This is a genomic window from Pantoea sp. USHLN298 (assembly GCF_037149395.1).
Lineage (GTDB): Bacteria > Pseudomonadota > Gammaproteobacteria > Enterobacterales > Enterobacteriaceae > Pantoea > Pantoea astica.
In genome coordinates this window covers 120,484-140,881 of record NZ_JBBCRO010000003.1, presented here as the reverse complement: position 1 = coordinate 140,881, position 20,398 = coordinate 120,484, and the positions used below count along the sequence as shown (strand labels likewise).

15 protein-coding genes are annotated in these 20,398 nt (G+C 53.3%); all 15 read left to right on the top strand.

The genetic code is table 11. From position 1 onward, the window contains the following. Positions 1 to 10 precede the first annotated feature (10 nt). The 15 genes from wzc to cpsG all read left to right on the top strand — a co-directional run bounded on the left by wzc (position 11) and on the right by cpsG (position 20,363). Positions 11 to 2,188 carry a tyrosine-protein kinase Wzc gene (wzc, locus tag WFK59_RS08685; protein WP_233987630.1) on the top strand — a complete coding sequence of 726 codons (2,178 nt, stop codon included), beginning with the start codon at positions 11 to 13 and terminating at the stop codon, positions 2,186 to 2,188. 280 nt (positions 2,189 to 2,468) lie between these two features. Next, positions 2,469 to 3,608, top strand: a complete 1,140-nt coding sequence (locus tag WFK59_RS08680; RefSeq protein WP_233987631.1) for an EpsG family protein — start codon at positions 2,469 to 2,471, stop codon at positions 3,606 to 3,608. A 17-nt stretch (positions 3,609 to 3,625) separates the two neighbouring features. Next, positions 3,626 to 4,330 (top strand): SGNH/GDSL hydrolase family protein, encoded by a 705-nt coding sequence (locus tag WFK59_RS08675; protein WP_336755608.1) that lies wholly within the window; start codon positions 3,626 to 3,628, stop codon positions 4,328 to 4,330. 35 nt (positions 4,331 to 4,365) lie between these two features. Continuing rightward, positions 4,366 to 5,544 (top strand): acyltransferase family protein, encoded by a 1,179-nt coding sequence (locus WFK59_RS08670; RefSeq protein WP_336755607.1) that lies wholly within the window; start codon positions 4,366 to 4,368, stop codon positions 5,542 to 5,544. Between the two features lie 75 nt (positions 5,545 to 5,619). Continuing rightward, positions 5,620 to 6,537, top strand: coding sequence for a glycosyltransferase family 2 protein (locus WFK59_RS08665; RefSeq protein WP_336755606.1), 918 nt, complete (start codon positions 5,620 to 5,622; stop codon positions 6,535 to 6,537). Positions 6,538 to 6,613: 76 nt separating this feature from the next. Beyond that, on the top strand, positions 6,614 to 7,366 hold the full coding sequence (locus tag WFK59_RS08660) for a glycosyltransferase family 2 protein (protein ID WP_262287615.1): 753 nt from the start codon (positions 6,614 to 6,616) through the stop codon (positions 7,364 to 7,366). A 46-nt stretch (positions 7,367 to 7,412) separates the two neighbouring features. Continuing rightward, entirely contained in the window at positions 7,413 to 8,447 is a 1,035-nt protein-coding gene (locus WFK59_RS08655; protein ID WP_233987636.1) for a glycosyltransferase, read from the top strand. An 82-nt stretch (positions 8,448 to 8,529) separates the two neighbouring features. Then, positions 8,530 to 10,746: a phage tailspike protein gene (locus tag WFK59_RS08650; RefSeq protein ID WP_336755605.1), complete on the top strand. Its 2,217-nt coding sequence runs from the start codon at positions 8,530 to 8,532 to the stop codon at positions 10,744 to 10,746. Positions 10,747 to 10,935: 189 nt separating this feature from the next. Next, entirely contained in the window at positions 10,936 to 12,198 is a 1,263-nt protein-coding gene (wcaK, locus tag WFK59_RS08645; protein ID WP_233987638.1) for a colanic acid biosynthesis pyruvyl transferase WcaK, read from the top strand. A 4-nt stretch (positions 12,199 to 12,202) separates the two neighbouring features. Beyond that, positions 12,203 to 13,426, top strand: a complete 1,224-nt coding sequence (locus WFK59_RS08640; protein WP_233987639.1) for a glycosyltransferase — start codon at positions 12,203 to 12,205, stop codon at positions 13,424 to 13,426. Further along, the gene (locus tag WFK59_RS08635) at positions 13,423 to 14,763 is read left to right on the top strand and encodes a lipopolysaccharide biosynthesis protein (protein WP_233987640.1); all 1,341 of its coding nucleotides are present in this window, start codon (positions 13,423 to 13,425) and stop codon (positions 14,761 to 14,763) included. The genes WFK59_RS08640 and WFK59_RS08635 overlap by 4 nt, the downstream gene beginning before the upstream one ends. A 278-nt stretch (positions 14,764 to 15,041) precedes the next feature. Next, complete coding sequence (gene galF / locus WFK59_RS08630; RefSeq protein ID WP_233987641.1) at positions 15,042 to 15,944, top strand: UTP--glucose-1-phosphate uridylyltransferase GalF; 903 nt, start codon at positions 15,042 to 15,044, stop codon at positions 15,942 to 15,944. A 42-nt stretch (positions 15,945 to 15,986) separates the two neighbouring features. Further along, positions 15,987 to 17,000 (top strand): UDP-glucose 4-epimerase GalE, encoded by a 1,014-nt coding sequence (gene galE / locus WFK59_RS08625; RefSeq protein ID WP_094120342.1) that lies wholly within the window; start codon positions 15,987 to 15,989, stop codon positions 16,998 to 17,000. Positions 17,001 to 17,550: 550 nt separating this feature from the next. Further along, positions 17,551 to 18,966 (top strand): mannose-1-phosphate guanylyltransferase/mannose-6-phosphate isomerase, encoded by a 1,416-nt coding sequence (locus WFK59_RS08620; RefSeq protein WP_233987642.1) that lies wholly within the window; start codon positions 17,551 to 17,553, stop codon positions 18,964 to 18,966. A 14-nt stretch (positions 18,967 to 18,980) separates the two neighbouring features. After that, complete coding sequence (gene cpsG / locus WFK59_RS08615; protein WP_336755604.1) at positions 18,981 to 20,363, top strand: phosphomannomutase CpsG; 1,383 nt, start codon at positions 18,981 to 18,983, stop codon at positions 20,361 to 20,363. Positions 20,364 to 20,398: the final 35 nt, after the last annotated feature.

Here is a 20,398-nt window from a genome sequence, read left to right as displayed (position 1 = left end):
GGGATTATCCATGAATATAAAAAACAAGGTCAGAACCGCGCCGGGAGAGGATTCAAATGGATGGGATCTGGCGCATCTTGTGGGACAGCTTATTGATCATCGCTGGATCATTGTTGCCGTTACCGCTTTCTTTATGCTGGCGGGCACGCTCTACACACTGTTTGCGACACCGATTTACAGCGCCGATGCGTTAGTACAGGTTGAGCAGAAAAATGCCAGCACCGTACTGAACGAACTGGACAGCATTCTGCCACCGACGCCAGCCTCAGATACTGAGATTGAGATTCTGGAATCGCGCATGGTGATCGGCAAAACCGTTGACGATCTGGGTCTGGATACCGTTGTCGAGCAGAACTATTTCCCGGTTATCGGTAAAGGTCTGTCACGTCTGATGGGCAACAAACCGGCTAACATCGCGATTTCGCGCCTGGAAATTCCACGCACTATCGACAAACGTAACGTTGAGCTGGAAGTGACCGGTCCGGACAGCTACACCGTGTCGAAAGATGGCGATGAGCTGTTCAAAGGTAAAGTGGGTCAGCTGGAGTCGCACGGCGACATCACCATGCTGGTGAGCGAGATTCATGCCGACGAAGGCACCAGCTTCACCGTGACCAAGCTCAACAATCTGCAGGCTATCCGCTCGGTGCTCTCTAACCTGACCGTTGCAGACAAAGGTAAAGATACCGGCGTACTGGGTCTGGAATATCTGGGTGAAGATCCTGAGCAGATCAGCAAAGTCCTGAACCAGATCGTGAATAACTATCTGTTGCAGAACGTTGAGCGTAAGTCAGAGCAGGCAGAGAAGAGCCTGGAGTTCTTACGTACCCAGCTGCCGCAGGTTCGCGCCAAACTGGATGAAGCGGAAGACAAGCTGAACACCTTCCGTCGTGAGAACGAATCAGTTGACCTGTCGCTGGAAGCGAAATCTGCCCTCGACTCCTCGGTCAGCGTGCAGAGCCAGTTGAACGAACTGACTTTCCGTGAAGCCGAAGTCTCTCAGCTGTTTACCAAAGATCACCCGACTTACCGCGCACTGCTGGAAAAACGCAAAACGCTGGAAGGTGAGCAGGCTCAGCTGAACAAGAAAATTTCTGGTATGCCACAGACTCAGCAGGAAATTCTGCGTCTGACCCGTGACGTGCAGTCCGGTCAGGAGATCTACATGCAGCTGCTGAACCGTCAGCAGGAGCTGGGCATCAGTAAAGCCAGCACCGTGGGTGATGTTCGCATCATCGATGGCGCGGAAACGGCTAACTCGCCAGTGGCACCGAAGAAGCTGCTGATCATCGCCGCCAGCCTGATTTTTGGTCTGTTCGTGTCGGTGGGTCTGGTGCTGCTGAAAGCGCTGCTGCATCACGGCATCGAAAACCCGGATCAGCTGGAAGAGCTGGGCATGAACGTCTACGCCAGCGTTCCCCTGTCGGAATGGCAGCGTAAGAAGGATACCGAAGCGCTGGCACGTCGCGGCAGCAAGGTGAAAACCGATCCGCACGAAACGCTGCTGGCATTGGGTAATCCGACTGACCTCTCTATCGAAGCGATCCGTAGCCTGCGTACCAGCCTGCACTTCGCAATGATGGAAGCCAAAAACAACATCCTGATGATCACCGGTGCCAGCCCGGGTATTGGTAAAACCTTTATCTGTGCCAACCTGGCGACGCTGGTGGCGAAAGCGGGTCAGCGCGTACTGTTTATCGATGGCGACATGCGTCGTGGTTACACCCACGAACTGCTGGGCGCGGATAACAAATCGGGTCTGTCCAACGTGCTGTCCGGTAAAACGGAGTTCAGTCCGGCGCTGATTCAGCAGGGCGTTTACGGTTTCGACTTCCTGCCACGTGGTCAGGTGCCGCCGAACCCGTCTGAACTGCTGATGCATCGTCGCATGGGTGAGCTGCTGGAGTGGGCGAGCAAGAACTACGACCTGGTGTTAATCGATACACCACCGATTCTGGCGGTTACCGATGCGTCAATTATCGGTAAGCTGGCCGGCACCTCGCTGATGGTGGCGCGTTTCGAAGCCAACACCACCAAAGAAGTGGACGTCAGCTTCAAACGCTTTGCCCAGAACGGTATCGAGATTAAAGGTGTGATCCTCAACGCCGTGGTGCGTAAAGCTGCCAATGCGTATGGCTATGGCTACGACTATTACGATTACGAATACGGTAAGCCAACCAAAAGCTAATCACTGAGTGGATAGGGGCGGTCTGACCGCCCCTTTTTATCGCCCCTTTGAATGACGACACGCATCAATTTACACAGGTAATTCTGTCAAAACCCACATAAGCGATGAAGGTATAAATCGCATGGCGAGCGTCACTCAACAGAATTCATCACCAGCATGGCATCAGCCTGTCGCACGCCCGCAACGGCAGTCGCGTCAGGCACGCTGAGAGGTCAGCCGGGAAGGCAATCAGCGTCGCCGACTGTTGGCATGAGAACTTGTGGAATTAAGGAATCACACCATGGCTCCATATTGGTATGTATCAGGGTTTTTACTGGTGATTTCGCTGGTTGAACTCCTGCTGAAAAAAGACGAACGAACCAACCATCTTCTGACCTGGTTGCTCTGTATCGCGACCGTGACGCTGATTGTGTTCGGCGGTATTCGCGGCCTCGGCACCGGAATGGATGACTACCAATACCGCAACTTCTTCGAAGATTTTATCCGGCGTATTCAGGTTAACGGCTTCTTTAATACCGTGGCATTCTTCCGCTACGAGCCGCTGATCTTTGCGATTGCTACCCTGACCAGCCTGATATCTCATAACGCCAGTACTTTCCTGTTTGTCTTTTCGATTCTGGCGGTGGGCACCAACGCGATCTTTTTCAAAAAGATGTCACCCTATCCGGTGATGGCGCTGGCGCTCTATTCGGCGCACATCTTTATCAACAAAGATATGAACCAGATTCGTTTCGGCCTGAGTTCAGCGCTGTTCCTGGGCGTGATCTGGGCGCTCTATCTGCGGCGTTACTGGATGGCGACCGGCTTCTTTGTCCTCTCCTTTCTCAGTCACAACACCGCCGTCATGGTGGTGACGCTGATCCCGTTCCTGTTTATAAGTGAACGCCGCTTGTGGCCGATTCTTATTATTGTGCTGAGTATCCCGGCATCAAAAGTCGGGGGAATGGGCTTTGTATCGGTCATTGCCGGCCACCTCGGAGCGTTAGGCGAAAGGGCAGCCAACTACAACAACGACAATTCAGCCGCGGCAACCACCGGTAGCGTCTTCTCGGTTTCCAACCTGAAGAACGTCGCGCTGGTGTTTATCTTTGTCTACTTCATGCTGAGCAACCAGCTTAAACGCGACAATTACAACGCCTGGCGACTCAACTACCTGTTGATCATTACCTTTGCGATTGGCGGTGGCATCAGGATCTTCTTCTACAACTACTCATCCGGCGCACGTCTGTCGAACTACCTGCTGCAGGTGGAGCCGATCATTCTGACGCTGTTGATCTACCAGTCGAAGCGGGTCTGGAAACCGGCGATGTTTGCGATGTTCGTCTTCTTCCAGATGTACTACCTCTACTACAACACCATCTCACTCAAGCAGGCGGTGGTGGGGTATGAAGTAGCGCGTGAATTTAAACTGATCCACTGATGAACAGGGTGAAGGCGATGAACCGATATCTTCCGTTGTTGCTGGTCGCCGCGCCGCTGCTGGCGCAGGCGACGCCCACTCCGGCCGCGATCGTTATCGCGGCCTATGGTGACTCGACGACCGCAGGCGTGACCTCGTCGGGCGGGCGTAACATCATTATTAAAGATAATGAAATCAGCTATCTGCAGCAGATGTTGCAGCAGAAGTATGGGCCTGCGGTACGCATCGAGAATCACGGTTCGCCCGGAGCCCTGCTGACCGAACTGACCCAATCGTCGCTCAGCTGGGAGCAGCGGATGGCACAGTCTGATGCCAGCATCATTCTGATCAATTACGCCATTAACGATGCGCGCATCTACTCAGCAAAAAACCGGCCGGCTGGCGCAGAGAGCCCGGAGGATTTTAACCGCATCCTCACCGGACTGATTAAAACCGCCAAAGCGCACCATAAACAGGTAGTGCTGCAACAGCCTAATCCACTCTGTGGCCGGGCGGAGCGCTGGAACCTCTGGCCATATGTTTATCAGCTGAATCAGGTGGCGCAGCAGCAGCAGGTGCCCATTGTCCGACAGTATCAGCTGATCAAGCAGCAGGGCGACTGGCGCAGTGAGATGTCACCGGATTGCATTCACCCGACCAGCACACTCTATAAAAAGAAAGCTGAGCAAACTTTTGAGCTGCTAAGTCAGCATTTTGACAGCGTGTTTAAAACCAACAGCTAACCATTTGACTTAATAAATTTCAGGAGCAGGACAGTATGTATGTACTGATAATGGCGTTGTCGCTGGGACTGGCGCTGATGGTGTTGCGGTTGTTCTCATTCCATCGCGGCATTTATAACGATAGCGGGATTAAAAGTATCTCCGGATTGCGTGCGCTGCTGGCCAGCATCGTGGCGTTTTCCCACTTAGCCCATTATCTCTATGCACGCGATAACGAATGGATTTTTGATAAAGACTATTTTTCGCTGATTTCGCAGGGCAACTTTTTTGTGAACAGCGGCAAGTTTGGCGTGGCGCTGTTTTTTATGATCTCCGCCTTCCTGTTTTATCGCTGGCTGGACAATGACCGTCTCTCTCCCCGCGAGCTGACCCAAAAATTACTCAAGTCGCGGGTGCGCCGGATTGTGCCGATGTTCTGGTTTTCGGGGCTGGTGATCGTGTCGATTGGCTGGTTACAGGGTGATCTGGTACCGGACCTGACGTCGCTGAAGCAGGGGCTGCTCTGGTTGCTGTTTGTCGGCAATTATCACATCGGTTCAATCAAGACCGCCGATATTAACGCCGGCGTTGAGTGGACGCTGCGACTGGAATGGCTGCTCTATCTGTCGATTCCGCTGATTTATCTGCTTAATCGTGTCACCGGTGGCCGTTACAAAACGCTGCTGATCCTCGGCTCGATTGGGGTGATTTTCATGATTGCGGTGGCGCTCCGTGTGTGGGGAACCGCCTATACCGATCCGCGTCCGGTGCTGGGATTCGCAATGGGGTATCTGGCCTGGCTCTACCGTGACCGCTGGGTGCAGGGCCGCAACTCTGGCAAGGCGGCCGTGCTGGCGATTGCGCTCGCCGTCGTCGCGCTGTTCTTTACCAGTAACGCGTTCTTCTACCTGATTTTCCTCGCCTGCCTGGCGATAGTGTTTTTCATTGTCAGCAGCGGCAACGCCATTTTTGGCTTGCTGGAGAACAAGACCCTGATGTCGGTGGGTGAAGTGAGCTACAGCCTCTATCTGATTCATGGCGTGGTGCTCTATTTCATTAAGCAACTGCCGCTGCCCGCATTGCAGCACAACTTTGTGCTCTATACCGCGCTCTCGACCCTGTTTTTTGTGGTGTCGTTTTACGTGGCAAAACTGACCTACCTCTACGTGGAAAAACCGTTTATCGGCAGCAGCAATAAGAAAAAAGTGGCGATTGAACCCTCGCCGACAAATTAGGACATCACCGGTTACCCTACCAGGCCCAAACGTTATATCTTTGAAATTGGAAATGTTTTTAATGAGGTGCTGGCAATGAAGGACATTCGCTTCTCCATCGTAATTCCTGCTTACAATGCGTCAGAATCGATCGTGACGACGCTGGATTGCGTTAAAGCGCAGACGTATCGCAATTTTGAAGTAATCATCGTTGATGATAAATCCGCCGATGCGGCCGCGCTGGCGGAAGTGGTGCGCAGCGAGCGCTATCAGGACCTGAACATTAATCTGGTGCTCTCTGAGGTTAAGCTCAATGGCGCCGGTGCGCGTAATAAAGGCATTGAGCTGGCAACCGGCGATTACGTCAGTTTCCTCGACGCCGATGACGAGTGGCATGCCGATAAGCTGCGTCAGGTGAGCGAAAAAATTGCTCAGCTGGACGCGCAGGGTAAACAGAAGGTCGTGATTTTCAGCCAGGTGAACATCTATCAGGATGGCGCTTTTCTGAAAGTGATGCCGATGCAGCCACCGGGCAAAAATGAAACCGTCGCCGAATATCTGTTCGGCTGCTACGGCTTTATTCAGACCAGTACCATCGTGCTGAAGCGCGAAGATGCAGCGAAAATTCAGTTCGATACCCGCTATATCCGCCATCAGGATTACGATTTCTGCATTCGTGCCGACCGCATGGGCTATGCGTTCGAGATGATCGCCGCGCCGCTGGCTAATTACCATCTGGTGACGAAGTTCGGCTCGAAGCACAAAGGGGAGTCGGTGAACTACTCGATGTTCTGGCTCGACGCCATGAAGCCGCACCTGACCCCGCGTGACATTCACACCTACAAAGCCTTTAAGCTGCCGCTGCGCTACAAGATGGACGGCAAGGGCGTGATGGCGAGCCTGACTTTTGCCCGCTACTTCTTCCTGACGAACCAGGATAATCGCGCTTACTTTATGAACCGGGTCAAAGACAAGGTCAGATCGCGGTTTGGCGGTGAAAAAGCGCTCTCCTGATTCACGCTAATGCTTTGTTTGCTCCTGTTAGCAGGAGCAGCTTTCTCCTTATTTTGCTTATTATTCTGGGTTAAAGATGAATAATCACGTTGGAACCGTCGGCATTGTTATGCCTATGTATAACGCACGTCAGACGGTATTACGCGCCGTGCAATCGGTTATCAATCAAAGTTATGCCGACTGGCACCTTTACCTGATTAACGACAAATCGACCGATGACTCCCTCGCCTGGGTGCAGGAACAGTGTCAGGACCCGCGCATCACCATTCTGGATAACGCCGTTAACATGGGTGCTGCCGAAACCCGTAACGTCGGGCTGCGCGCCGCCAGTGAAGAGATCATCGCGTTTCTCGACAGTGACGACGAATGGCATGCTGACAAACTGGCGCAGCAGGTGGCGGCGATGGCGGCCGGTGATAACTTTGTCATCACCGAATATCACTACAAAACCCGCAACGCCGATCACGACATTACCTACAGCAAACCTTATCTGCAGCAGGAAAACTTTGTGAAGAAGCAGTATCGCGTCTGCTTCTCCTCGGTCTGTTTCCGCCGTCCGCCAGAAGGCATCTTCTTCCAGCGTAAGGGTCACGAAGACTTTCTTTTTCTGTATGAACTCTTCACCCGCTATAAGCAGGCACGCGTGATTCAGACCATTCTGGTCAATTATTACGAATTAGGTGATTCCCTTTCCCGTAATAAGAACAAAGCGGCGAAATGGCACCTTGAATTATTAAGAATTATCTATAAAAACAATCCTTTAAAAATCTATTACTATTACGGCTGGTATATGGTGAATGGCGTGCTGTTTACCCTGAAGCATCGTTAAGCCAATCGGCAGGATTGTCTTTATTATTTGAGGTGGATAGCGTTTCATGAAAAAAATCGTCCTGGTGATCAAAGATGCCTATTCGTATGCGGGCACCGAGAACATCTGTAACTTTATGTCAGAATGTCTTGGCGAAACACACGACGTCACCATCTACTCGCTGGAAGGCAGCGGAAAAACCTTCTATCCGTTTGAGCACGTCAAACAGATCGTCAGCTTTGAAGGGCAGAGCAACCCGATTAAAAGCGCGGTGGCCCGTATTCACGAAGAGGGTTTCGATACCGTTTTCCTGATCAGTATGGGACGCCTCAGCGTGATGTTCGCTTTCTGGAACCTGCTGGCGATGAAGAAAAAGCGCGGCAAAGCCTATGCCTGCGAACATATCGCCATTAACTCCTTCAGCAAACCGATCAAGTTCCTCAAGTTTCTGCTGCTGCGCTACTACGACCGCGTGATTGTTCTGACCGACAAAGATCATCAGGTGTTCAGCCGCTGGCGCATTCCCAGCAAGCAAATCCCAAATCCGGTGGTGTACAAAGGCTTTCAGCGTCAGACGCGCCATCGTCAGGCGCTGGCCGTGGGTCGTCTGGATAACCAGAAGGGCTTCGATTTGATGCTGGATATCTGGCGCGATTTTGCCCGTTCCCATCCTGACTGGACGCTGGTGATTGCCGGTGACGGCGAACTGCGTCAGCAGTTACACGATCAGGCCGCGGTGTTGGGGATTACTGACAGCGTGAAGTTTGTCGGCAAGGTCAGCAACATTAACGATTACTACCGCGACAGCGACATGGCGCTGATGACCTCACGCTATGAAGGATTGCCGCTGGTGCTGCTGGAAGCCAAATCTTGGTCACTGCCGGTAGTGGCCTATGACTGTCCGACCGGACCGCAGGAGATCATCAATCACGGTGAAGATGGCTTCCTGGTGCCGATGAATGACAAAACCACCTTCCTGGCGAGGATGGATCAACTCGCCAGCGATGACGCCCTGTTCTATGCCATGAGCGAAAAAACAAAACAAACCGCGCTGAAATTCGACGGTAATCAAATCAAGCAAAGCTGGCTGGCGTTGGTGTAATTGGTGCTGGAAAAGCGCCCTTGCGACGTGCCTCAGGGACACCGCCATGGCCACTGGCCTTATTGACTACGGGAAATGATGCATGAAAAGAAGAGAAGTTTTACAGACCGCCGCCTCCGCTCTGGTTGGCGCTCTCTCCGTGAGCACCTTTTCCAGCTACGCTGCTAAAAGTAACGGTATCGCCCTGAAGCCGGTTGATGCCACTGATGTGCCGAAGGGCGACGTGCCGATCCTGACGCCAGAAAACGTTTATGCCATGCCGCCGCAGTTCTGGCAGAGTTTTGAAGGCAAGCTGTGGATCGGTAAAGCCGGCACTGACGCCAGCAAGCCAGGCAACCAGATTCCGGTGTTCCTGCGTGATGCCAATGGCAAAGTGTCGCAGATTGCTCAGCCGGTCGCCCTGAACAAAGGCAATTTTTCCCAGTTCATTCAGGATAACGCGGCGCTGATCGCCGATCCGTCGCACTCGATGGCGGTGGAAGACAACAACGGTCAGATGTTGTTTAACATCACTGACGTCAGCCGTCCTGGCGCGGCTGATTTCAGTCAGCGTCTGGCGCAGCCTGCCGGTTACCAGCTGATTGGTGAAATCCCGTCCGTGGAAGAGTTACGTAAAACCCGTCCGCTGTTCGAAGGGGCCAAAGTGAAGCTGAAAAGCTGGCATGAAGGCTTCGAAGTGGGTGGCGGCGAGTTTGTCGGCAGCTTCCAGCCCGCCCAGGATGATGGCGGTGTTAACTTCGCCGGTCAGGGTTTCCACTGGCGTCGCGTGGTAGAAGATTTTAACCGCTTAACCCTGTTTGATTTCGGCGCGATTGCGGATGGCAAAACCGATACCGCTCCGGCGATCATGGCGATGTTCACCTGGTCGCAGCAGGCTAACCAGCAGATCTGCATCCAGTTCCCGGCCGGCACCTTTTTTGTCTCGGTCTGTGACTTCGGCGATAAGTATCTCAACTTCTTCCGCGTCTCCGGAGCGATGGTCAACTTCGGTTACTTCCCGGCCACCACCGTGGTCTCGGATGGCAAATCAGAGTTCATCTTCTCGATGAATGCGCGCCGGGTTGAGCTCTCTAACCTGATTTTCAACGGTAACAATGACAAGAACCCCAACAAACAGGGCTTCTTCCATAATATCTGTCCCGGCGGTCAGTTTTTCCGGGGTGCCTGCCTGCGTTTCAATTTTGTCGGCGGTACCGCCATCAGCCTGCAGGACACGCTGGATTGCAAAATCGACCAGTGGTACGCCTCACGCTGCAGCGGCGACGTGATCAAATCGGGCTGGTCAGGCCAGAAGCAGGGCAAATGGGATCACAGTACCGCGATTGAGTTATCTAACTTTAATGCGCAGCACTGCCGTGGCGGCAATGTACTCAACCTGCCGCGCTGCGGTCAGTCGATTATTCACAACGGCTGGATTGAGCATTGCGACAATCCTGGCGACATCTCGAACGGTCAGTGGATCGTCGATGCGCTGAGCCTGGAGGATTGTAAGAATCCGCTGATCGCGCACAACTCCCGACTCAATATGCGTCAGACCAGCCTGCAGTCAGGCAGCTGGATCGACAACTCCAGCCAGGGCGATCGTCTGCTCAGCATCTGGGAGATGGGCTCAACCCGCGTTGAGTCGTACGGTGTCGCGCTGGATGGCAGCCTCAAGTACAACTACATCACCTCGCGCTGGCGGTTAGAGAACAACACCAATCAGGAGACCTGGTTCGATCTCGGCAGCCTCTACTCACCGACGGTGGGGGATTCGTGGGAGATTGAAATTTTTGGTCAGGCGCAGTTCAGCAACGGCAGTGGCGATCAGCCGCTGATGAACCTGATCAGCGACAAAACCACCGGTGGCCGTGCGGTGATCCACGTTCAGCGCAAGAAAGGGCGCTCGGAAGCCAGCTGGTCTGCCGAAGGCAGTTCGCCAGTGGTCGACGTGCGCTATGTGGCGGAACATGACACCGATGTGCGGATCTTTATCAAGCTGGCGGGCTGGACCCCGGCGGCGGCGGTGCTGGTGAAAACCACCGGTAAAGACCGTTTTGTCACCGGACGCTGCGCGCGGGTGAATGCCCGGATGCAGCCCGGTAATCCGCCGGCCGGTGATGCCACCAAACGGGCACCGCAGCGTTTCAGCCTGCACAACGGCAAAGCGGGCGTCGGTGCCAACGAACAGGGCGATTTGCTGATGGCCTCGCGGCCGCTGTCGGCTGACCAGGTGGATACCAGCAAGCCGGAAGGTTTTGTCTCGGTGGTGATCAACGGCAAACAGGTGGCGCTGCCTTACTTCGCGATTAAGTCGTAACCGATTCAGGCGTCACTGATTCAACCGTAAGGGATGCATGACGGCCGCCATAATGGAGGCGGCCGGTCTTAACAGGAGCAGGACCCTTTGGGTGCGTTATCCCGTATTGCAGTTATTTAAACAGAGTTCATTTTGCCCGTTGCGGATCTGGGCGGCTTGCAGAATTAAAAAAATTCATTCGGAGTTGTTATGAAAATTTTATTGGTGGGTAACCATACGTGTGGGAATCGTGGGGATGGCGCGATTCTTCGTGGACTGATTGATTCAATGAAGTCTGCTCGCAGTGATTTAGACATTGATGTGATTAGCCGTTATCCAACCAGCTCCGGTTATTTGCTCCAGCAGGATATTCAGCAGGATTCGCTGTTTCTGCACAATAGCAAGTCAGCAAAAGGTCTGGTCGGTTCGTTTAAGCGTAAAGTCGCGAACCGTTTGATGCCCGATATTATGATGGCGCATCTGGGCAAGGGCGGTCTGTACAAGTCGTTCGCCGTGCCGCCGCACCTGAAAGCGTTTACCGAAAGCCTGGCAAAGTATGATGCGATTATTCAGGTCGGCGGATCGTTCTTCGTCGATCTCTACGGCGTGACCCAGTTTGATCACGCGTTGTGTGCGCTGATGGCGAAAAAACCGATCTACCTGATTGGTCACTCCGTGGGTCCGTTCCAGAACCCGCGCGTTAATGCGCTGGCTAACTTCGTGTTCGATCGCGTCGACAGCCTGGTGCTGCGTGAGTCGGTCAGCCTGGATCTGATGAAGCGTGATGGTGTCACCAGTTCGAAAGTGGCCGCCGGCGTGGATACCGCCTTCCTAGTGCGGGCGCGTGAAGTGGAAAACCCAAGCCACAACCTGCTGCACTGGCAGGGCATTATCAGCGGTCGTAAAACTATCGCCATCACCGTGCGTGAACTGGCGCCGTTTGATAAACGTCTGGGCGTGACCCAGAAAGAGTACGAAGCCGCCTTTGGCCGGGTGATTAACGCCATGATCGCCGAAGGCTACCAGGTGGTGGCATTCTCGACCTGTACCGGTATCGACAGCTACGCCAAGGATGACCGTATGGTGGCGCTGACGCTGCGTGACCACGTGGCACAGCCAGAGCATTACCATGTCATCATGGATGAGTTTAACGACCTGGAGCTGGGTATCCTGCTGAGTCATTGTCACCTGACCATTGGTACCCGCCTGCACTCGGCGATTATTTCGATGAACTTTGGCACCCCGGCCGTGGCGATCAACTACGAGCACAAGTCGATGGGTGTGATGAACCAGTTGGGTCTGCCGCAGATGGCAACCGATGTGAAAAGCCTGATGGATGGCTCGCTGATCGACAAGGTCCAGACGGTCCTCGCCGACTACGACAACATCAAGCAGAAGGTCGACACGGCCGTTGCGAATGAAAGGGAAATTGGCAATCGGATCACTGAAGAGATTCTCAAAGTATTAGGGTAATGTGATGAAACTGACTTTTTTCACCATGCGTTTCCCGGTTGCCTCTGAGACATTCGTACTAAATCAGGTGACCCATTTTATCGATGCCGGTTACGAGGTGGAGATTATTTCGGTCTTTCCCGGTGATTTAGTCAACCGGCACGCCGCCTTTGATGAGTATGGTCTGGCGGCAAAGACACACTATCTGCTGCCGGAAGAGAAGGTCTCGATTGTCGATAAGCTGAACCAGCGTCTGCGGCTGGTGCTGCCGAAGGTGACGAAGCCGTCGCTGCTGCGTTCGCTCAATGTGCGCCGCTATGGCGCACAGTCGAGCAAACTGCTGCTGCCGTCGATCGTCGCTAATGCCACGCAAACCTTTACCGCCGACGTGTTTCTGGTGCATTTCGGCTACGCCGGCGCGCTGGCGAATAAGCTGCGTGAGCTGGGCGTGCTGAAAGGCAAGCAGGCGACCGTGTTTCATGGGGCGGACATTTCCCGTCGTCACATTCTGGAAGAGCACAAACTCGATTACGTTAACCTGTTCCGACAGAGTGAGCTGATGTTACCGATCAGCCATCTGTGGCAGAACAAGCTGATCGAGATGGGCTGTCCGCCGGAAAAGATTCACGTTACGCGCATGGGAATTGAGCCGGAGAAGTTTAACTTCCAGCCGCGTCAGGCGTTTCAGACACCGCTGCGCATCGTTTCGGTGGCGCGTCTGACCGAGAAGAAAGGGCTGGATGTGGCGGTGAAAGCCAGCGCGATTCTGAAACAGCGTGGCGGTCAGTTCCAGTACACCATCATTGGCAATGGCGATCAGGATGAGATGATGCGTGATTTCATCGCCCGCGAGGGGATGGAAGATTGCGTCAGTATGCCGGGCTTCAAACCGCAGGATGAAATCCGCCGCGCGTTAAGTGAAGCGGATATCTTCCTGCTGCCATCGAAAACCGCGGCCGATGGTGATATGGAAGGCATCCCGGTGGCGCTGATGGAAGCGATGGCGGTCGGGCTGCCGGTGGTTTCTACGTTCCACAGCGGCATCCCGGAGCTGATTGAGAACAACGTTTCCGGCTGGCTGGTGGAAGAGGACGATCCTGAGGCGCTGGCCGAGACGCTGCTGAAGCTGTCGCAGGGCGAAGTCGACGTGGCACCGGTGGTGGCTGCGGCGCGCCATAAGGTTGAAACGGAATTTAATCAGCACATCGCCTACGGCGAACTGGCACAGATCCTGGAGCGTCTGGCGTGAGTGGATTTAAGTCACAGGCAATCTGGCTGTTCGGCAGCACCTGTTTTTCTGCGGTGCTGCAGGTGGCGCAGCTCAGCTTTCTTGCCCGCAAACTGGAAACCCATGAGCTGGGGCTGTTAGCCATTATCAACGCCATTCTGGCGGTGGCTGGCGTGCTGCAGGATATGGGGATGAGCAGCTATCTGGTGCATCGCCAGAACATCAGCCGCCGCGAGCAGAGCACCATTTACTGGGTCAACGTTTCTCTCAGTCTGTGTACCGGTGTGATCATGCTGCTGATCGCCTTCCCGGTGGCGTGGTTCTATCATCTGCCTGAGCTTGTGGGGCTGATCATGCTGACCAGCCTCAACTTCCTGGTGCTGGGGCATCTGTCGCAGTATCAGGCGCACTACATCAAAACCAAGCGGATGGTATCGCTGGCGAAGATTGAGATGGGCACCAAGCTGTTTGCCTTTCTCTGCGTAGTGGCGATGCTGGAGTTCACCTCACTGACGGTGGCCGCGGCGATTCTCGGTCTGTTTATCAACGCCTTTACCCGCATCCTCTGCATGATCGCGCTGGGTGAGAAGTCGTGGCGTCCGACCTGGGAGTTCGATAAAGCGACCTTCTTTGGTGCCATTCGTTACGGCAGCTATCAGCTCGGTTCGCAGACCATCAATCAGTTGCGTACCCAGGCCGATGCGTTAGTGGTGGGTAAGGTGATGGGTGCTGAGATGCTCGGTGTCTACTCGCTGGCGAAAGAGCTGGTGCTGCAACCGCTGAAACTGGTCACGCCGGTGATTAACCGCCTGGCGCTGCCGCGTTTCGCCGAGAAGCAGCACGATGCCGAACAGCTGAAAAAACTGTTCCTCAAGGGTACGCTGGGCATCATGCTGTTCAGCAGCGCGATGTACCTGGTGATTGGCATCTTCTCGCCGGTGATCGTCCGCGTACTGTATGGCGCATCTCATGAGCAGGTCTATCACCTGATTCCGCTGATGCTGCTGTTTGGTATGCTGCGCCCGATGGGTGGCCTGACCGGAGCGATCTCGCAGGCTAACGGACGCACCAACGTCGAGTTCTACTGGAACATCGTGGCAAGTATTGTGGTACTGGCGGTGCTGGCCACCACCTTTATCTGGCCGAACGTGCTCTACGTCGCGCTGACGCTCTCTATCTCGCAGATTCTGATCTCCGCCCTGGCGCATCCGTTCTTTATTAAGCCGGTGATTGGCATTCGGTTTATGCCCTATGCCCGCCAGTGGGTCGCGGTTTCAGTGGTGTTTGTCGGCGTCATGATGCTGGTTAATCACTTCAATCTGTTTGTGATGCCGGAATGGTTTGAAGGCTGGTTATAACAACACAGCACTCTTATTAACGGGCGGCCTCAGGGTCGCCCGTTTTCATTTATCGCTGGTCTTAGCCGCTGGCCGAATCGTGTCGGCAATGGCAGGGGCGAAATAAGTTTACTGCTTGTCTTTATTCAGTTTCTGCTGTCGCTGGCAATGGGCAAAATGCCGAATTTCCATGTTGTGACAGAGAGTTAGTGTCCGATTTTCAGATAAAGATTATACTTGCTGTTCTGGCCGATCCTGCATAATCGACCCACATCTTCATTTTATTAAACGGAATAAATATGACCAAGCTTAAAGCAGTAATCCCGGTTGCGGGTCTCGGTATGCATATGCTCCCTGCGACTAAAGCCATTCCGAAAGAGATGCTGCCTGTCGTCGACAAACCGATGATTCAGTACATCATTGACGAATGTGTGGCTGCGGGCATTAAAGAGATTGTGCTGGTCACCCATGCCTCTAAAAATGCGGTGGAAAACCACTTCGATACCACCTATGAGCTGGAAGCGCTGCTGGAAGCGCGCGTGAAGCGTCAGCTGTTGAGCGAAGTGCAGTCTATCTGCCCGCCAGGCGTGACCATCATGAACGTGCGTCAGGCGCAGCCGCTGGGTCTGGGTCACTCTATTCTGTGTGCCCGTCCGATGATTGGCGACAATCCTTTCGTGGTGGTGCTGCCAGACGTTCTGCTGGATGATTCCACCGCTGACCACATGCGTTATAACCTTGCGGCAATGGTTGCCCGTTTTGAAGAGACCGGCCACAGCCAGGTACTGGCGCAGCATATGCCTGCTTCCGATCTCTCTGAGTACTCGGTGATCACCACCGAAGAGCCGATTGATCACCCAGGCGACGTCAGCAGCATCACTAACTTTGTTGAGAAACCAGAGCATCCTGCTGAGCTGAACTCTGACCTGGCGGCCGTGGGTCGCTATGTCCTGTCTGCTGATATCTGGGCAGAACTGGAGCGCACCGAGCCAGGCGCGTGGGGCCGTATCCAGCTGACCGATGCAATCGCCAGCCTGAGCCAGCATAAAACAGTGGATGTCTCGCTGCTGACCGGTCACAGCTTCGACTGCGGTCGTAAACTGGGTTACATGCAGGCGTTTGTCTCTTATGGTCTGCGCAGCAACGCTCAGGGCCGCGATTTCCGCGAAGCGATCCAGAAGATTCTTGCCAAACAACACTAATACCTTCGCCGCGCATCCCGCGGCAGAAAGAAAGGAGTACACATGGCTATTTTAGTAACGGGTGGCGCAGGCTACATCGGCTCCCACACGGTGCTGGCGCTGCTGCAGCGCGGTGATGACGTTGTGGTACTGGATAACCTGTGCAATGCCTCACGCGAAGCGATTAACCGCGTTGAGAAGCTGGCGGGTAAGAAAGCGACCTTCGTTGAAGGCGATATCCGCGACCGTGCCTCGCTGCGCGACCTGTTCGCCTCGAACAGCATTTCTGCCGTGATCCACTTCGCCGCGCTGAAAGCGGTGGGTGAATCAACCCGTATGCCGCTGGAGTATTACGAGAACAACGTCGCGGGTACCGTGGTACTGCTGGAAGAGATGCGTGAAGCGGGCGTGTTTAACTTTATTTTCAGCTCTTCCGCCACCGTTTACGGTGCGGATGCGCCGGTGCCGTACGTTGAGACCACGCCGATTGGCGGGACCACCAGTCCTTATGGCACCTCCAAGCTGATGATTGAGCTGGTAATGCGCGACTTCGCCAAAGCGGAACCGAAGTTTAAGGCGATCGCTCTGCGTTACTTCAACCCGGTCGGCGCGCATGAGTCCGGTGAAATCGGTGAAGATCCAACCGGCATCCCCAACAACCTGCTGCCGTACATTGCTCAGGTAGCTATTGGCCGTCTGGAGAAGCTGGGTGTGTTTGGCGGCGACTACGACACGCCAGATGGCACCTGCCTGCGTGACTACATCCACGTGGTTGACCTGGCGGAAGGGCACCTCAAGGCACTGGATCATCTCAACAAAGTGGAAGGCTACACCGCTTACAACCTCGGCGGCGGCAAAGGCTTCTCGGTGCTGGAGATGATTAAAGCGTTTGAGAAAGCCTCAGGTAAAGCCATTCCGTTTGAGATCAAACCACGCCGTGACGGCGACCTGCCAGCCTTCTGGGCTGACGCCTCACTGGCGAATCGTGACCTTGACTGGCGCGTAACGCGCGGCATCGATGAGATGATGCGCGATACGTGGAACTGGCAGAGCAAGAACCCGGATGGGTTTAAGTAAACTGCAATGAAATGCAAAAAACCCGGCTAAGGCCGGGTTTTTTTATGTCTGCGTTAAGCAGAATTGCATATATAGACTAAACATTAGCCCGTAGCCAATACATTCCTGACAATCAACGCGATTAATGCGGATTTATCCTGGCGTGCCATCTGCTCAATTGAAACACTATAGAGCGTTGAGCTACGGCTTGAGCAGAGGCCTGGCGCGATAAGCACGTCGCTACTATGCTGTTTTGCCAAAGATTACTTTAGCTGAAGTGCATCTTTATCAATGGTTAACCAAACTTAAGTTTTGCCTGGCACAATGAAAGAATAGGCATATTATTTTTGCCGCACAAATTGTACTATTTGCGGTGGTCTCAGAACCCGTATGCGATTGAATAAAATATCATCAACGCATCGACAAGCTAACCTGTGATGGCATGAATCCTATCACACAGCATATTGGTTGCTGCAAGCCAAGGGCGGTAGCGTGGCTGTTTATTCATAATGAATAAAAATTGACCCGCTTTATATGCAATAGCATGCTTAAATTTGTTAGAGGATGTGGAATGTTACTTCCCGTAATCATGGCCGGAGGAACCGGCAGCCGCTTATGGCCCCTTTCCCGCGAACTTTATCCTAAACAGTTCATCTGTCTACACGGCGAACACTCGATGCTACAGGAGACAGTTAACCGCCTGACGGGCATTGAGGCCCGTGCACCGATGGTGATTTGCAACGAAGAGCATCGTTTTCTGGTCGCCGAGCAATTGCGACAAATTAACAAGCTATCCCATAACATTATTCTTGAGCCAGTTGGGCGCAACACGGCCCCGGCTATCGCACTTGCCGCCCTTAATGCTGTGGAGCAGGGTGATGACCCGGTACTGCTGGTACTGGCAGCGGATCACGTGATTGAAGATCGTACCGCTTTCCATCAGGCCATTAAGGTAGCGACCGCACACGCTAAACAGGGCAAGCTGGTTACTTTTGGCATCGTGCCAACCGGCCCGGAAACCGGATACGGCTATATCCAGCGTGGCGAAGCGCTCGCTGGCGCAGAGAGCGGGCTTTATCAGGTGCAGCGCTTTGTTGAGAAACCTAATCAGAGTACCGCTGAGCAGTACCTGGAATCCGGTGAATACTACTGGAACAGCGGGATGTTTATGTTCCGCGCAAAACGCTATCTGCAGGAACTGGAAAAATTCCGCCCGGATATCCTCGAAGCCTGTCGCCGCGCGATGGCTAACGTGAAAGAAGGCAATGATTTTATCAGTATCGATAAAGACGATTTCATCGCCTGCCCGGATGAGTCAGTAGATTATGCGGTTATGGAACAAACTGATGCCGCAGTCGTCGTTCCGCTGGCAGCAGGGTGGAGTGACGTCGGTTCCTGGTCAGCGCTGTGGGAAGTGAACGATAAAGATGCCCACGGCAACTCCCTTAAAGGCGATACTTTCCTGCACAACACAAAAAACTGTTACATCAACAGTGAAGATCAGTTGGTTGCCGCCATCGGGGTAGAAAACCTGGTGATTGTGAACACCAAAGATGCGGTGCTGGTTGCGCGTAAAGATCAGGTTCAGGATGTGAAGCGTGTGGTTGAGTTCCTGAAAAGTGAATGCCGCAGCGAATATCGCCGTCACCGTGAAACCTACTGGCCATGGGGACGCTGCGATCTGGTGGTTAATACCGGACGATTCAACGTCAACCGCATTACGGTGAAGCCGGGTGAGGCCTTTGAATTGCAGATGCATTACCACCGGACTGAGCACTGGGTCATCCTGTCGGGTACCGCGAAAGTGACTATTCAGGATAAAACCTTGTTGCTGACAGAGAACCAGTCAACCTTTATCCCTATTGGTCATCCACATACCTTAGAAAACCCAGGCAAAATTCCATTAGAGCTGTTGGAAATCCAGTCGGGTTCCTATCTTGGCGATGACGATCTCATTTTGATTAAACAACAGTTTGCAAGTAAGTAAGGACAGACAAGATCATGGCAGCACTGACCTGTTTTAAAGCTTATGACATCCGTGGTGAGCTGGGCACCGAACTCAATGACGATATTGCTTACCGCATAGGTCGCGCCTACGGCGAATTTATCCGGCCTAAGACCATTGTGGTCGGCGGGGATGTTCGTCAGACCAGCGAATCGCTGAAACTGGCGCTGGCAAATGGATTGCGGGATGCGGGCACCGATGTACTGGACATCGGTATGAGCGGAACCGAAGAGATCTACTTCGCCACTTTTCACTTAGGAATTGATGGCGGGATTGAAGTGACTGCCAGTCATAATCCAATGAACTACAACGGCATGAAGTTAGTGCGGGAAGGTGCGCGTCCAATCAGTGGAGATACCGGATTGCGTGACGTCCAGCGTCTGGCTGAAGCCAACGATTTTGCTCCGGTTGACGAGAGCAAACGCGGTAGCTACAAGCAGATCTCAGTCCTGGATGCCTATGTCGATCATCTGATGGGCTATATCGACCTGAAGAACTTCACTAAGCCAATGAAGCTGGTGATTAACTCAGGTAACGGTGCGGCCGGCCATGTCATCGATGAGATTGAAAAGCGCTTCCAGCAGGCGAATACGCCTGTCACCTTTATCAAAGTACATCATCAGGCAGATGCGACTTTCCCTAATGGCATCCCTAATCCACTCCTGCCGGAATGTCGTAAAGATACTTCTGACGCGGTACGTGAGCATCAGGCTGATATGGGCATTGCTTTTGACGGTGACTTCGACCGCTGCTTCCTGTTTGATGAGAATGCTGAGTTCATTGAAGGCTATTACATCGTTGGCCTGTTAGCAGAAGCATTCCTGAAAAAAGAGCCTGGTGCAAAAATCATCCATGACCCGCGTCTGACCTGGAACACCATTAATGTGGTTACCAAAGCGGGCGGCATTCCGGTGATGTCTAAGACCGGACACGCTTTCATCAAAGAACGCATGCGTGAAGAAGATGCGGTCTATGGCGGTGAGATGAGCGCGCACCACTACTTCCGTGACTTTGCCTATTGTGATAGCGGCATGATTCCGTGGCTGCTGGTGGCTGAATTGCTGGCGGTGAAAGGCGAAACGTTATCCGGGCTGGTTGCAGAGAGAATGAAAGCGTTTCCTTGCAGTGGGGAGATTAACTATAAAGTTTCCAACCCGAAGGCCATTATCGCTGCTCTTGACGAAAAATACGCTTCTTCCTCAATAGCTCAGGATAATACAGATGGTGTCAGTCTGGATTGTGAAAGCTGGAGATTCAACGTCAGAACTTCTAATACTGAACCTTTGCTTCGACTTAACGTCGAAACCAGAGGTGATACCGAGGCGTTGAGCAAATTACTGAAAGAAATTGATTCGCTTATTAAAGCATCATCGATTTAGTTTAACACTTAGCTACTAATTTTAATTTTCTTAAT

What these genes read in the sequence shown, in the direction of transcription:
- wzc (WP_233987630.1), top strand. Translation starts at nt 11, where the DNA reads ATGAATATAAAAAACAAGGTCAGAACCGCGCCGGGAGAGGATTCAAAT.
- WFK59_RS08680 (WP_233987631.1), top strand. Translation starts at nt 2,469, where the DNA reads ATGGCTCCATATTGGTATGTATCAGGGTTTTTACTGGTGATTTCGCTG.
- WFK59_RS08675 (WP_336755608.1), top strand. Translation starts at nt 3,626, where the DNA reads ATGAACCGATATCTTCCGTTGTTGCTGGTCGCCGCGCCGCTGCTGGCG.
- WFK59_RS08670 (WP_336755607.1), top strand. Translation starts at nt 4,366, where the DNA reads ATGTATGTACTGATAATGGCGTTGTCGCTGGGACTGGCGCTGATGGTG.
- WFK59_RS08665 (WP_336755606.1), top strand. Translation starts at nt 5,620, where the DNA reads ATGAAGGACATTCGCTTCTCCATCGTAATTCCTGCTTACAATGCGTCA.
- WFK59_RS08660 (WP_262287615.1), top strand. Translation starts at nt 6,614, where the DNA reads ATGAATAATCACGTTGGAACCGTCGGCATTGTTATGCCTATGTATAAC.
- WFK59_RS08655 (WP_233987636.1), top strand. Translation starts at nt 7,413, where the DNA reads ATGAAAAAAATCGTCCTGGTGATCAAAGATGCCTATTCGTATGCGGGC.
- WFK59_RS08650 (WP_336755605.1), top strand. Translation starts at nt 8,530, where the DNA reads ATGAAAAGAAGAGAAGTTTTACAGACCGCCGCCTCCGCTCTGGTTGGC.
- wcaK (WP_233987638.1), top strand. Translation starts at nt 10,936, where the DNA reads ATGAAAATTTTATTGGTGGGTAACCATACGTGTGGGAATCGTGGGGAT.
- WFK59_RS08640 (WP_233987639.1), top strand. Translation starts at nt 12,203, where the DNA reads ATGAAACTGACTTTTTTCACCATGCGTTTCCCGGTTGCCTCTGAGACA.
- galF (WP_233987641.1), top strand. Translation starts at nt 15,042, where the DNA reads ATGACCAAGCTTAAAGCAGTAATCCCGGTTGCGGGTCTCGGTATGCAT.
- galE (WP_094120342.1), top strand. Translation starts at nt 15,987, where the DNA reads ATGGCTATTTTAGTAACGGGTGGCGCAGGCTACATCGGCTCCCACACG.
- WFK59_RS08620 (WP_233987642.1), top strand. Translation starts at nt 17,551, where the DNA reads ATGTTACTTCCCGTAATCATGGCCGGAGGAACCGGCAGCCGCTTATGG.
- cpsG (WP_336755604.1), top strand. Translation starts at nt 18,981, where the DNA reads ATGGCAGCACTGACCTGTTTTAAAGCTTATGACATCCGTGGTGAGCTG.